At 64.3% G+C, this 15,045-nt stretch carries 5 protein-coding genes; 2 read left to right on the forward strand and 3 right to left on the reverse strand.

The window, feature by feature from the left end:
* Positions 1-38: 38 nt before the first annotated feature.
* The 3 genes from ACEN8U_RS03410 to ACEN8U_RS03420 form a co-directional block, all read right to left on the reverse strand.
* Positions 39-2,186 (reverse strand): TonB-dependent siderophore receptor, encoded by a 2,148-nt coding sequence (locus tag ACEN8U_RS03410; RefSeq protein ID WP_368577833.1) that lies wholly within the window; start codon positions 2,184-2,186, stop codon positions 39-41.
* 133 nt (positions 2,187-2,319) lie between these two features.
* Complete coding sequence (locus ACEN8U_RS03415) at positions 2,320-4,584, reverse strand: sensor histidine kinase (RefSeq protein WP_368608160.1); 2,265 nt, start codon at positions 4,582-4,584, stop codon at positions 2,320-2,322.
* 49 nt (positions 4,585-4,633) lie between these two features.
* A complete protein-coding gene (locus ACEN8U_RS03420; protein ID WP_368608159.1) occupies positions 4,634-5,443 on the reverse strand; it encodes a response regulator in 810 nt (269 codons plus the stop codon).
* Between the two features lie 571 nt (positions 5,444-6,014).
* On the opposite strand from ACEN8U_RS03420, the gene ACEN8U_RS03425 reads away from it, so the two are divergent.
* On the forward strand, positions 6,015-7,700 hold the full coding sequence (locus tag ACEN8U_RS03425) for a YadA family autotransporter adhesin (protein WP_413657299.1): 1,686 nt from the start codon (positions 6,015-6,017) through the stop codon (positions 7,698-7,700).
* A gap of 1,069 nt (positions 7,701-8,769) precedes the next feature.
* A complete protein-coding gene (locus tag ACEN8U_RS03430; RefSeq protein ID WP_368608157.1) occupies positions 8,770-14,991 on the forward strand; it encodes an ESPR-type extended signal peptide-containing protein in 6,222 nt (2,073 codons plus the stop codon).
* Positions 14,992-15,045: the final 54 nt, after the last annotated feature.

The raw sequence follows: 15,045 nt of genomic DNA on the forward strand, positions 1-15,045 counted from the left end.
AAAAAGTGCCGGGCGTGCCGGCAGCTCGCATGGCTTCCTCACCAGTTGTATCTGGCGCTGGCCAGCACAGTGCGCTCGTTGCCGAATACACAGACAGCGTACGATTGGCAGCCGCTCACATAGCGACGGTCGAACAGGTTCGCCGCGTTCAGTGCGAGACGCCAGTTGCGGGTGTCGTAGTGCAGCGCGGCGTCGTACACCGTGTAGCTCGCGATTCTCAGCGAGTTGTCGGGCGCGCCGGCCAGCGCGCTCTGATAGCGGATGCCAGCGCCCATGCCGAAGCCCGCTAACGCGCCCGTATGCCATGTCCAGTCGGTCCACAGCGACGCCATCTGACGCGGACGCGGAACGTCGACCGGCCAATGGTTTAGCGACGCGTCGTTGGCCTTGATGTTCTTCACGTCCTGATAGACGTACGACGCGATGATGGACAGATCGCGCGTTATATTGCCCACAGCGTTCAGCTCGACGCCGCGCGAACGCACCTCGCCCGTCTGCACGAACGAGGTGCCGGTCGGATCCAGATTCGCCGGGGCCGGCGTGACGACGTTCGTCTGATGGATCTCGTAGACGGCGGCGCTCAGCAGCACATTCCTGGCGGCAGGCTGCCAGCGCAGACCGGCCTCGATCTGGCGGCCGCGCGTCGGTTTGGGCAGACCGGCCCCGTTCATGTTGACGCCAATGACCGGATTGAACGAAGTCGAATAGCTGACGTAGGGCGACAACCCATAGTCGCCCTGATAGGTGAGCCCGACCCGGCCCGAGAACGCGCTGTCAGTCTGTTTGCTCCGGGTGCCGGTCTGACGGTTGTCCTCGTGCATGTCGACCCAATCCTCGCGGCCGCCGAGCGTCATGGTCCATCGCCCCGCCTTGATCTGGTCCTGCGCGTAGGTGGCGAATGTGTTCATCGCCGTATAGGTGTCGGTGTGACCGAACGACGTGCGGCCGGAAAAGATTGCAGTGCTAACCGGCGTATAGACCGGGTTGTAAAGATCGAGGTACGGCGCCTGGGCGAGCCACACGCTTTCGGTCGTCGTCTGCCTGTTGTACTGAAAGCCGAGCAGCAGCGTGTGTTCCAGTGGCCCTGTGCCGAAGCGCGCTTGCGCGTGGTTGTCCACGTCGAAACGGCTGTAGTTCATCTGGAACAGGCCTGCATAGCGCGTCATGTCGGTCATGCTGTGCGGTGCAAACCCAGCGCCGAAGACCGACCCGTCGTCGCCGGAAAGATGCATCCAGCGCAGGTTCTGATGCAGCGTCCAGATCGAATCCAGGTCATGAGAAAACTGGTAGCCGACCGACTGCTGCTTCTTCTGATAATGATTGAACGCCGGATCGCCCATATAGACGTCCGGTGACAATGGGCCGTTCGGATTCGGCAAGACAGTGCCTTGCGCCGGCAGGAAGTTATATGAAATGTCGCCGCGGTCTTGCAGGTACGTCGCGGTGAGTGTCAGCGAGGTGCTTGCGTTCGGCCGCCAGCGAAACGACGGCGCGAGCGCCACACGCTGGTCCATGTTCGGCCCGGTCAGTGCGTTGCCGTCGCGCGCCACGCCGAGAAAGCGATAGGCGTATTTGCCGTCGGCGTCGAGCGTGTCGCCGAGATCGATCATCGTTTGCTTGCGCGCGTAGTTGCCGAGTTGCACGCCGATTTCGCGCACGCGCGTGCCGTCGGCTTGCGCCGTCTGCACGTCGACGATCGCGCCCGGGTCGCCGGCGCCGTACAGTACCGAGGTCGGCCCGCGCAGCACGGTGGCACTGTCGATCATATAAGGGTCGACGCGCCAGGCGGCGAGGGCCGCGGTATTCGGCGTCTGCAATCCGTCGACGAACAACGTTGGCGTAAAGCCGCGCAGCGCCGCATACCAGTCCGTGCGCGCATCCGACCCGAAGGACGAGAAGCCAGGTATGTAGCGCAGCGCCTGGTTGATGTCGGTCGCGCCCGTCATCTCGATCTGCTCCGCGGTGACGACGTTGATTGTTTGAGGAATCTCAGCGATCGGCGTGTCTGTTTTGGTGCCGGTTTGGCTACGTTTGCCGACGAGTCCCACCGACGACTCATTGCGCGGGTCTTTCACCGTGATCGCAGGCAGCGAGATGCCGGGCGTCGCGTCGACTTGCGCGGTCGCGTCTTGTGCCGATTGCATCACCTGTGCGTGAGCATGGCCGGCGGCCGCGGCGAGCACCATGCCCTTCATCGCGGTCAAGATGGCATGGCGGCCCGCGCGCCTTGCCCGGAACGTTCCGCCTGTCACCAATTGCCCATGGTTCTGCGGGCGCGGGTGTTCATTGTTTAAACGCAATAAGGCCATGTGCTCGCTTTCATGAGACGTTGGTGGTGTCGTGCGGTGTGAGGGCGAGCGCTTCGACACCTGCGAAGTCCAGCGCTTCCACGCAATGGCGAACTTCGGTGAGAAACGCCGCGCATGACGGGTGAAGCGCGAGCATGTTCTCGATCCATTGTTCGATGTCAGTCAGGCGCCCGTCTTTTGCGAGCACGGCCAATTGCCGGCGATCGCTGTCAGGAGGAACGGCGTCGACACGCGGCCGCCCGATGTGAAGCCGCGGCGATGCAGCCCAGCTCGATGAATACGGTACGACGTTCCGCGGCGATGCCTCCCAATCGTCGGCAATGGCAACGACGAGTTCAAACGAGAATGACGTTCCCTCACGCGGCGCGCTCGCCACGCGCAACTGGCCGCCCATGGTCTTGACAATGCGCTGTGCGATAAAAAGGCCAAGCCCTGTGCTGCCGTTCACGCTTTGTATCTGGCGAAAGGCGGTGAACAGTTTGGACTGCTCTTCGAGTTCGATACCGATGCCGGTATCCGCGACCTCGAAGCCCATGTGCCAGTGCCGGCCACTTCGGCGCGCTCTGACTGTCATCATGACCGTGCCGTCGCGCGTGAACTTGGAGGCATTGGATAAGAGATTCAGCAGTACCTGTTGCAAGCGGCGGCCGTCGATCGTCAACTGGCGGGGCAACGAGGTCAATGCCTGATAGTGGAACTGGTTGTTCAATTGCGCGCAGAGCGCCACCGCGTACTCGGCGATGTCATCCAGCAACGAAGGCAGGTCGGTTTCGGTCGGCGCGATATCCAGCGGTTGCAATTCGGCCTTCGCATAGCCGATCAGCTCGTCGATCAGACCGAGCTGGTAATTCACACTGCGCTCAATGGCGTGGATCAACGTACTTTGCTTCGAATCCGCCGCATCCAGCAGCAGCCGTGCATAGCTGGAAATAGTGGCGAGCGGCGCGCGAAGATCGTGACTGACATAGCCAAGCGTTTCGATCTTTTGCTGGTTTCTCTCTTCCGCGTAAAGCAGCGCTTCATTGAGTTCCAATGTGCGCCGTTCGACTTGCTCGCGGAGCCGGTCGTGCTCGGTTCTCTGCCAATCGGCAAGTTCGGCTCTGGCCGCGAGGCGCTGTTTGCCGACGTGGTTGATCCATGCCGCCAGCACGATCAGGTGAGTGGCGAGCCCAATCACCGAGACGACCGGGTTCGGATGAATATCGGACTTCAACCAGGCGAGACCCGGCGGCAATGAGCCGAGTGTTTCGAGCATGCGCAATGCGAAATTGAATAGCGCGAAGATCACTGCCAGCAGCATGATGCGCGCAGTTGGCGTCGAGCGCCGGGCGAGCGTTGCAGCCACGCCGATCTGGACGATGCCGAAAACGGCGTTGCCGTACATGCCGAGTTGAACGAAGACGAACAGATTACCGAATGCCGCCCCCGCGGCCGCGATGCACTCGAACAACGCGAAGCTCAACAGAATGTAGCGCGCCGGCAGATTCGCTTTTTCGTTGCTTGCCATGCGCAGGATGAACACGATGAACAGAAAAACGGCCGTGCAGCCGAACACCGTCACACTTCTGGAGTTCCAGTCGGTTGCATGCGGCCAGAAGTATATTTTCGTGTACCCGCGATCTGCCGCGTCGAACAGCGCGGTCATGAAGCACATGGCCGCCAGCACGAGAAACGAGCCGCTGCGCGAAAAATAGGCGATCAGCAACGCACACCACGCCAATGCCAAAGTCCCGCCGATCAATCCGCCATCCCACAGCGCGGCGCGTTTTTCGAGCGCGTCGAACGCCGCCGTCGAATAAAGCACGGGTTCCAGCGCGAGCGCGGTATCGCTCGTTACGCGGATGAGAACAGGCAACTGTTCACCCGGCGCAAGCGTGAACTCCATTTGCGGATAGCGCGATAAAACTTGCGAGGAGGCTGGATTGTCTGGACTTGAATTGGAAGAGGTCCAATTACCGCTGCGCTTCACGTAAAAGTCCACGTGTTCGAGGCGCGCGTCGAGAAGCGCGAGAACGAGGGGAACGGCTGTCAGGCCGCGGTTGCTCGCGTCCACGCGCAGCCACCAGACAGAGCGAGTGAAGCCCGGTTTTAAGCGCTTGTCGTCCACAGTCACGAAGCGGTGCGGGTTGCCATCAGAGAAGGCGGCAATGTCCTGCCATGTCATCTTGCCGCTGACATCTTCGAATGCCTGTATTGGGCCCAACGCGAGCGCATGTTGTTCGTCGCCGCTCGTCGGGCTGAGGCCGGCGCCGAACGCGTGCGTGCTCCACCACATGAAGCACATGAAAAGGACGCACTGCCACAGGGCTGCACGTATGGTGAAGTCAGTCTGCATCGGCGGCTGGCTGGTTCGAGTCCGCGGCGCCTTGAATGCGATGTTCGTCGCGATACGCCGACGGCGTTACCCCGAATCGCTCGCGAAATGCCGTGGCGAAATTCGCGGCGCTGGAAAAGCCAATTTCTTCGGCGATGCTCGCAATACTCAAAGGCGTCGTGCTCAAGAGCGTTTGCGCGACCCGCAGGCGCTCTTCCCGAAGGTACTCGAACACCGTTTGGCCGAGGTTCTCGCGAAAGGCGCGCGACAGGCGCTTTTCATTCGTTCCCAGCAAACGCGCGAGATGCTCGACCGTCGGCGGATCGTTCAGTCTTTGCGACAGATGCTGGATGGCGGCGCGAACGAGTACGCCGTTGCCGGTGGTGTCGACGGCGAACCCGTCGTCCTGAACTTCCCGCTTGCCGCCTGCGCGCACAAGGTGCACGCGAATCCGCGCGAGCACCTCGGCGGCGTCGAATGGCTTTAACACATAGTCGACTGCGCCGATCTCCAGTCCGTTCAGACGCTCGTCCAGATCGCCGGCCACCGTGAGGAAAATGACGGGAATCGCGGACGTGCGAGCGTCCGCGGCCAGAAGCCGGCAAGCCGCGAAGCCATCCATGCGCGGCATGCGCACGTCCATCAGGATCAGATCGGGCGAAATGGCGAGCGCGCGTTCATAGGCCTGCGATCCGTCGAATCCCACGCTGATCCGGCATCCGGCATGTCGTAAAACGTCAATTAACAATCGAAGCTGGTCCGGCTGATCGTCCACAACAAGAAGATGGGCACCTGCGAGGGCGGTATTCAGAGGCGGCATCGTTAAAGGGGACACACCTTGCGGGTGACGTTCTCGGGGTTGATTGACGACCACATAGTGGGTTGAGCGTCGGCTGATATCGGCTCAGAGACCCAACAGCGGCGCGAAGAATAACAGATACATATTTCGGGCTGAATTTCGCGGCCTGGCGAGGTTCGTTGCGAACGACGCCGATTCGCTTCGCATGAGAACTCGCGAAGGATGGCGTTAGACGACCAGGTTCATGGCGGATGAAGAAAGAATTTTCTCTCCAGCAAAGCAATTTGCCGCTCGCGCAAACGAGTAGGCGAATTGCGCTACCCATAATTCCGCTGACTCTTACACGGCATTTCCAGAAGTTTCATGGGATGTCGCTGGTAAGGAATGGTTCCGGTCTGCAGCGATTCAGGCGGCGGACGCGGGCCATCGGAGGCGCGGGCATACGAGGTTGTTGCCATAGACGCCGCCACGGAGAGAGCGAAAGGAAATCCTTTTGTCCACTACAGAAGTCAGAACGGAAAACGCAATGAACATGAGCCGACACAGGGTGGTTTCGAATAGCGGAGTTGAGACGCGAGTCGCTGCAGGCGAGATGCAACGCGGCAGCCGGGCGGAAGGACCGAAAGTGGAGACGCGACGAGCGGCTACCCTGCTGCAATCAAAGCTGTCGCTAGCGATACTGGCGGCGGTGGCGTTTCTGCCCGCAGGGCAGGCATACGCAGACAACTATGCGTCGGGAGGTAGCAACGGGGCGAGCGTCTCCAACAGTGCAGGTCCTGCTGCAACTGGAGGCACCTCTCCCGCCACGGCGGGCAGCGATGGCAGTCAGAATAACGAGGCCTTCGGCATGGCGTCCAGTGCAAATGGAGGTAATGCCTTGTCGATTGGAGATGCGGCGACCGCGAATGGTGGCGGCGCTACGGCAGTAGGCGCTGATACAACTGCAATCGGAAACAACGCGGTAGCGTTCGGCGGCGGAGCGGCAGCGAATAACGCCGGTGCCACTGCGTTAGGCTCTCTGTCGAAGGCGTCTCAAGCAGCCACGGCAGTGGGTGTGTCGGCTACGGCAAGCGGCGGCAGCAGCACGGCAATCGGCAACTCGAGCTTGGCCAGCGGGGGATCGGCTATTGCACTTGGCCAGTCGACAACTGCATCAGCGGCTACTTCTATCGCGGTCGGATTTAGCGCGAATGCCGCATCGGCCAACGCGATTGCGCTGGGCACGCTCACACAGGCGACAGGGGCAAATTCGATCGCGATCGGTAACGCAGCCGTCGCTTCGACCAACGAATCGACCGCGCTCGGTTCCGGCGCGGTCACGCGCGCCGCAACGAACGTGAATAGCGTCACGCTGAATGGAGTGACGTTCAGTGGTTTCGCCGGCTCCACGCCGCTCGGCGTGGTGAGTATCGGCGCCGTCGGTCAGGAGCACCAGTTGCAAAACGTCGCCGCGGGTCAGATCAGCGCGACCAGCACGGACGCCGTGAACGGCTCGCAGCTTTTCTCGGTGGCCTCCCAGGTTGCGGCACTCTCCAATAACCTCACGTCGCTCACCACCACCGTCAACACGCTGTCGACCACCGGCTCGACCGGTACCACGGCTGATCCCACGGGCACTGCAGTGGGCACGAACTCGGTCGTGTCCGTGCAGAACGGCACCGCCATCGGCACCGGTTCGAATGTTTCGGGCAACGATGGAACGGCGATCGGCACGAACTCGACTGTCACGGCAGCGCGTGCAACGGCCATTGGCACAGGTTCCAAAGTCACGGCAACGAATGGAACCGCAATCGGCGATGGTGCGAGTGTCACCGGCGCGAACGGCACGGCAGTGGGCACGAACTCTCAGGTCACCGCGAACAATTCGGTTGCCCTGGGTGCAAATTCAGTCGCAGACCGGGACAACACGGTTTCGGTCGGTGCACCGGGTGCTGAGCGTCAGATCACCAACGTTGCGGACGGTACGGCTCCGACCGACGCTGTGAACGTGCGTCAATTGAATAGCGCAGTGAACAGCGTTCGCGACGACATGCAGAAGTATCGCCGCGACGCGAACGCCGGCTCGGCGAGCGCCATTGCAATGGCCAACCTGCCGCAGGCCGTGTTGCCCGGTGAGAAGGTTGTCGCGATGGGTGCCGGAACCTACGGCGGACAGAGCGCGATGGCCGTCGGGCTTTCTATCGCGACCGCCAAATGGATGGTCAAAGGCTCGGTGACGACGGGCGTGTCCGGTCACGGCTCCGTGGGCGCGGGCGCCGGCGTGGGCTATCGCTGGTAAGTCAAAATCAGCTTTGAGCATGGTATGACGCCACCGCGATGTCTCGCGTTATGCGGGCATCGCGGTGTACTTCTTTTCGCATCATTGCCATTTCCGTCACTGCAACGTGTCGCCTATCCGCGCAAAGCATGATGTAAAAAATACTGCTTGTGCGTTGCTCAAAATAGCGACAAAAAAGTATTAATCAACCGCTGCCATTTAGCTGGGAAATGTATTAAAAAATGCATACGCAGCGAACGGCACTTTGTAAGGTGACCGTTGGCGCAATAGCAATCCCGTACTCGCGCGTCGCACTCTCCCGACTCACAGTGAGGGTTCTCTCCCAATTCCACCCCGCCATGCATAACTGCGAGACAGTTTCGTGAATGAGCCCCAATTGCGACCGCTTCTTTAATTGTCAAATCTTGCAATACCCCGAAAATAGTCGCGGGCTTTCCGTGGACAAATAAAAAGTCTTATGAGAAAGTTGCCATGAGCACGCATCTTTCCTTTTCTTACGCAACACCTCGGGAGAGGCACCACATCTAACCCGGGCAGGTCGAAGCTCGTCTCACATAGTGCTCATTCATTTGATTAAAACAGCGCTTGCGCGTGGCAAAACACATGAAGCCATTAAGCGCCGGCGAAACGAAATGATGCGACATCAGGGGCAGGCAACCATGAGTATCCGAGGCGGAAAAAGTCCGGGCACATGCTCGGTAAAAAAACAATATCAAGGCCGGCAGTTGGCGCTTCTCGGCCCAATCGCAGCCGCTATGCCGTGTCCGTTCGGGCCTTCATAACGCGGCAGATTATTCGTCTCAGCGGTCAGCTCGTCGGAAAGCCAGCTCTCCGATCGAAGTCTGCATTTCCTTTCTGCACACGAACCGGGCGTGTGCGAAGCGTTCTTCGCTCGCATTCGCGGTTCGTCGTTCATCAAGGTCATAAGCGACTTCGGGAACCCCAGCGCTAAAGCAACGCACCACTGCAGACGTTTTAAGCACAGTAAATAGGCATCCTAAGCAACAGGAGGCGGGCGCACGCCTGTGCTTACGAGCATCGCGTTTCAATTATTCAGAGAGACAACGACATGAACAGGGCATATCGGACCATCTGGAACAAGGCGCTGGGTGCATTCGTCGCGGCGTCGGAGTTGGATACGTCGCGCGGCAAGGGAAAATCAGGGGCGGCTGCCTCGGTCTGCGATGGACGCCACGGTGAACGAGGCGAGTGCGCGCCGCTCGCGCCCCGCGGGGCGAATCCTCGCGTGCTCACCATGTTGCTCGCCATGGGCGTAGGCGGATGGAGCACGCAGGCGCTGGCGCAGGCAAGTTGCTCGACGGCGCCCTACAACTTTTATAGCGGCAGCACCACGTGCGTGGGCTACATGTCCGCGGCGACTGGGGGCGGCGCCACTGCCGTGGGCTATGGCGCGAGCAGTACGGGACTTAACGCAATATCGTTCGGCTTCCAGGCCATTGCATCGACGACCAACACCATTTACATGGGCGCGCGCACTGCTCCGGGTACGGGCGCGACCGCGGAGTCCGCCATCGGCATTGGTACCGATGTGACGGCCAGCGGAAACGGGGCCATCGGTATCGGCGTTGACGCAGTTTCAAGCGGCAACCTGTCGACCGCGGTCGGGCCGACGGCGAAGGCCACGGGAGACAACGGTGTCGCGATGGGCGCCAGTTCGAGCGCCGCCGCCTCGGGCGCGGTGGCAGTGGGCAGCGGCGCGGTCGGCTCGCAAACAAACGGTGTCGCGGTGGGTTCGGGAGCGAGTGCCACAGGTGTGAATGCGCTGTATCTCGGCGCGCGCACTGCCGCCGGCACGGGATCGAGCGGACAGTCGTCCATTGCCATCGGCACGGACGTGACGTCGACCGGCGACTATGCTGCCGCGTTTGGTTATCAGGCGGTGGGCAGCGGAGCCGCCGCCGTTGCGCTTGGCTATATCGCCAACGGCTCGGGGACGCATTCCATCGCCGTCGGCTTTCAGTCCATCGCCAGCGGGCTCAATGCCGTGTATCTGGGCGCGCGCACCGTCGCGGGCACTGGCGCAACGGCGGCGGGCGCCGTCGGCATCGGCACGGACGTGCGGGCGTCCGGTGCGTCGTCGCTGGCGGCCGGCACGGTGGCCTCGGCCACTGCGCAGAACGCAGTGGCGCTGGGAGCGGGAGCGGCTGCCTCGGGACTCAATTCGCTCGGCATGATGAACGGTTCGAGCGCGAGCGGTGCCAATGCAATCGCTCTCGGCGGGGCCGATTCAGTCGCGGAAGGCGGCTCGTCCGCGCCCGCGGCCGTCGGCGGCGCCGCGGCTTCGGGTATTCGCGCGGTGGCGATGGGCTCCGGCGCGAGTTCGGGCGGCGCGTCGTCGATTGCGATTGGCGATTCAGCCGCCACGGGCGCGAATGCGAACGCTATCGCGATGGGGACGAATGCAACGGCGTCGGCAAGCAGCGCGGTTGCGTTGGGCAACCAGGCAGCCGCGAGCAGCGGCAATGCTACGGCGATCGGCTTTACGTCGCAGGCGCTCGCTGCGTCGACGGTGGCTATCGGCGATAGCAACAAGGTCGCGGCGACCGCCGGTGCCGGTTCGATTGCCGGTGGCCACAGTTCTCAGGTGTTGAGCGGGACCGGCGCGGTCGCGCTCGGTCAGGCGCAGACAGTGAGCGGCAACGGCGCCGTCGCCATCGGCGATCCGAATAGCGCGACGGGCAACGGCGCAATCGCGGTGGGCGCGGACAACACGGCAACCGGCAACGGCGCGGTCGCGCAAGGCAACGGCAACACGGCGAGCGGCCAGGGCGCGGTGGCGCTCGGCAACGCGAGCAACGCAACGGGCGCGAGCGCCCTCGCGCTCGGCGATTCCGCCGTGGCGAACCTGGGCGGCGCGATTGCGTTGGGCGCGGGCGCATCGGCGACCAATGCAAACGCCGTGGCGCTCGGCGCCGGCAGCACGACCGCGGCGCCCGTCGATACGGCGACCGTCACCGTGGGCGGCGTCACGCGCGCCGTGCAAGGCACGACGCCCGGCAGCACGGTGAGCATCGGCTCGGTGGGCAATGAGCGCACGCTCACGAATCTCGCCGCGGGCCGCGTGAGCGCGACGAGCACGGACGCAGTGAACGGCAGCGAACTGTACGCGACCAACCAGGCGGTCGACAGCCTGACGAGCGGCAGCGTCGGCCCGTTCGTGTCCAACAACTCGGTCACGTCGACGCAACCGGTTTCCTCCGGCGCGAATGCGGCCGCGGGCGGCTTCGGCGCTTCGGCGAGCGGCGCGGCTTCGCTCGTCGTCGGCAATCAGTCCACGGATAACGGCGTGGCGAATTCCACCGTGCTCGGCCAGGGCGCGAGCATCGCAAGCGGCGTCAGCGGTTCGAATGTGGCGCTGGGCCAGGGGTCGACGGTCACGTCCGCCGCGGTGCCAACCGGTAGCGGCACCATCAACGGCACAAGTGTCATTTACGCAGGCGGTGCGCCCGCGGGCGTGGTCAGCGTCGGCACCGCGGGGGCGCCCCGTCAGCTGACCAATGTCGCCGCAGGGCGCGTGAGCGCGTCCAGCACGGACGCGGTGAACGGCTCCCAGCTTTTCGCCGCGGATACCGCCATCAACACGATTGGCGGCCAGGTGACGAACCTCGGCAACAGCGTGGCGTCGAGCCTCGGCGGCGGCACCACGTACAACAGCACGACCGGCGCGCTGACCACGAGCCTCAGCTATGGCGGCAACACCTATAGCTCGGTGCAGAATCTCATCACGGCTATTACCGGCGGCGGCAGCGCGCCCGGCATCAAGTATTTCCACGCGAACTCGACGGCGCCCGACAGCCAGGCGCTCGGAACCGACAGCGTCGCGATAGGCCCGAACGCGGTCGCCAACAACACGGGCGACGTCGCGCTCGGCTCGGGCTCGCAGACCGGGGCCGCCGCGCCGACCAGCAGCGCGACGATCAACGGCACCGTGTACAGTTTCGCGGGCGCGAATCCGACCAGCGTCGTGAGCGTGGGCGCGGCAGGCGCCGAGCGGCAGATCCAGAACGTGGCGGCGGGCAGCCTGAGCGGGAGCAGCACGGACGCCGTAAACGGCTCGCAGCTGTACCAGACCAACCAGGCGATCGACAGCCTCGCGACCACCGTCGCCGCCGACAAGACGCACTACTACAGCGTCAACGACGGCGGCACGCAAGGCGCCAACTACAACAACGACGGCGCGACGGGCCTCAACGCCCTGGCGGCGGGCGTGGCGGCCACGGCGAGCGGCGCGAGCAGCTTTGCCGGCGGCAATGGCGCGACCGCGCTTGCGAACAACGCGGTGGCGCTGGGCGCGCTGTCGAGCGCATCGGTGGCGGGCGGCGTCGCGATTGGCTCGGGTTCCGTGTCGGATCGCGCGGTGCTGTCGGGTGTGGGCTCGATTGCCAACGGCACGCACTCGATTCCATTCAACACAGCGGACCAGACGCTGCTCGGCGCGGTGTCGTTCGGCAGCGCAAGCGGCAACACGTATCGTCAGTTGACGAATGTTGCCGACGGTACGCAGGCGCATGACGCGGTGACCATCCGCCAGTTGGCCGGTGCGCTTTCGTCGTTTGCGGTGACCGGACAGATGTACTTCCACGCGAATTCGACGGCCGCCGATTCACTGGCGGTCGGCGCGGAGTCCATTGCGGTTGGCCCAACCACCGTGGTCAACGGCGACAACGGCGTGGGCATGGGCAACGGGGCGATCGTCGACTCCACTGCGCCGGGCGGCGTTGCCATCGGTCAGGCGGCGAGTTCGGCGCAGGCCGACGCGATTGCGCTCGGCAGCGGCTCGGTGGCGAGCGGTGCGCAGTCAATTGCTCAGGGCGCGAATGCGAGCGCGGCGAATGCGGGTTCCGTCGCCATTGGCTCGGCCTCGCACAGCAGCGCAATCGACGCGCTCGCGCTGGGCGCCGGTGCGAGCGCCACCTCCGCGAACAGCGTCGCGTTGGGCGCAGGATCGCTAACCGGCACGCCGACGCCGACCGCCAGCACGACGATCAACGGTACGGTCTACGGCTTCGCGGGCACCAATCCGACCAGCGTGGTGAGCGTGGGCACCGCGGGCGCCGAGCGGCAGATCCAGAACGTGGCCGCAGGCAGCCTGAGCGCGACCAGCACGGACGCCGTGAACGGCTCGCAGCTGTATCAGAGCAACCAGGCGATCGACGCACTGGCCACCACCGTCGCCGCCGACAAGACGCACTACTACAGCGTCAACGACGGCGGCACGCAAGGCGGCAACTACAACAACGACGGTGCAACCGGCACGAACGCACTGGCCGCAGGCGTCGGCGCGACGGCCACGGGCGCCGGCAGCACGGCGCTCGGCCAGGGCGCATCCGCGAACAATGCGAACGATGTGGCGCTCGGCAGCGGCTCCACGAGCGCCGCCGCCGTGGCGACCACGGGCGACACCATCAACGGCACGGCTTACTCCTATGCCGGCACGTCGCCGACGAGCACGGTCAGTGTCGGCAGCGTCGGTCACGAGCGCACGGTGACCAACGTGGCCGCGGGCCGCGTAAGCGGGAGCAGCACGGACGCCGTGAACGGCTCGCAGCTCTACGCGACCGACCAGGCAGTCGACAACCTCGCGAGCGTGGTGACGGCAAACGCCAAGCACTATTACAGCGTCAACGACGGCGGCACGCAAGGCGCCAACTACAACAACGACGGCGCGACGGGCCTCAACGCCCTGGCGGCGGGCGTGGCGGCCACGGCGAGCGGCGCGAGCAGCTTTGCCGGCGGCAATGGCGCGACCGCGCTTGCGAACAACGCGGTGGCGCTGGGCGCGCTGTCGAGCGCATCGGTGGCGGGCGGCGTCGCGATTGGCTCGGGTTCCGTGTCGGACCGCGCGGTGCTGTCGGGTGTGGGCTCGATTGCCAACGGCACGCACTCGATTCCATTCAACACAGCGGACCAGACGTTGCTCGGCGCGGTGTCGTTCGGCAGCGCAAGCGGCAACACGTATCGTCAGTTGACGAATGTCGCCGACGGTACGCAGGCGCATGACGCGGTCACCATCCGCCAGTTGGCCGGTGCGCTTTCGTCCTTTGCGGTGACCGGACAGCTGTACTTCCACGCGAATTCGACGGCAGCGGATTCACTGGCGGTCGGCGCGGAGTCCATTGCGGTTGGCCCAACCACCGTGGTCAACGGCGACAACGGCGTGGGCATGGGCAACGGCGCCATTGTCGACTCCACTGCGCCGGGCGGCGTTGCCATCGGTCAGGCGGCGAGTTCGGCGCAGGCCGACGCGATTGCGCTCGGCAGCGGCTCGGTGGCGAGCGGTGCGCAGTCGATTGCTCAGGGCGCCAACGCGAGCGCGGCGAATGCGGGTTCCGTCGCCATTGGCTCGGCCTCGCACAGCAGCGCAATCGACGCGCTCGCGCTGGGCGCCGGTGCGAGCGCCACCTCCGCGAACAGCGTCGCGTTGGGCGCAGGATCCGTGACGACGGTCGGCGCGTTGAGCAACTACATCGCGTATGGGCTGAGCAGTCCGCAGTCGTCGGCGGGCGAGGTGAACATCGGCAACCGGCAGATCACGGGCCTTGCGGCGGGCAAAGCCGGCACGGACGCCGTGAACGTATCGCAGCTCGATGCAGTGGCAAGCCGCCTGACGACGCTCATCAACCAGCAGACGGTCAACAACGGCGGCAGCTTCTCGTCGTCGCCCGGCACGCCGACGCCGCCGACGCCCTCGGGGTCGAACTCGTCGGCGGGTGGCCAGGGCGCCGTGGCGTCCGGTACGAACAGCTCGGCGGTCGGCAATGGATCGACTGCGTCGGGCACCGGCTCGACCGCGGTGGGCGCAGGCGCAACGTCGACGGGCGCCGGGTCGACCGCGCTCGGCACGGACAGCAACGACGGCGGCCGCGCGAATGTGGTGGCGGTCGGCTCCGCGGGGACGAACCGGCAGGTCATCAATGTCGCCGCCGGCACCGCGCCCACGGATGCCGTCAACGTCCAGCAGCTGAACGCCGCGCTGTCCCAGGCCAACGCTTACACGGATGCACGCATGAACGAGTTGCAGAACGGCATCAACTCGACGGCGCGCAACGCGTATTCGGGCATCGCGGCAGCCACCGCGCTCACGATGATTCCGGAAGTCGACAAGGACAAGACGCTGTCGCTCGGTATCGGCACGGCGGGTTTCCGCGGCTATCAGGCGGTGGCGATTGGCGGCACGGCGCGCCTCACCGAGAACGTGAAGATGAAGGCCGGCGTCGGCATGAGTCCCGGCGGCACGACGGTCGGCGTCGGCGCGGCCATGCAATGGTAAGTCGTGAAGGCGGGGCCGCTGCGGCGCGCCCTGCGTTCTTCGCTACACACAGTC

Source organism: Paraburkholderia phenoliruptrix, from assembly GCF_047325075.1.
Taxonomy (GTDB): domain Bacteria; phylum Pseudomonadota; class Gammaproteobacteria; order Burkholderiales; family Burkholderiaceae; genus Paraburkholderia; species Paraburkholderia phenoliruptrix.

Coding starts and splice junctions, on each gene's coding strand:
- ACEN8U_RS03410 (WP_368577833.1), bottom strand. CDS start 2,186: ATGGTGCTCGCCGCGGCCGCCGGCCATGCTCACGCACAGGTGATGCAA.
- ACEN8U_RS03415 (WP_368608160.1), bottom strand. CDS start 4,584: ATGTGGTGGAGCACGCACGCGTTCGGCGCCGGCCTCAGCCCGACGAGC.
- ACEN8U_RS03420 (WP_368608159.1), bottom strand. CDS start 5,443: ATGCCGCCTCTGAATACCGCCCTCGCAGGTGCCCATCTTCTTGTTGTG.
- ACEN8U_RS03425 (WP_413657299.1), top strand. CDS start 6,015: ATGCAACGCGGCAGCCGGGCGGAAGGACCGAAAGTGGAGACGCGACGA.
- ACEN8U_RS03430 (WP_368608157.1), top strand. CDS start 8,770: ATGAACAGGGCATATCGGACCATCTGGAACAAGGCGCTGGGTGCATTC.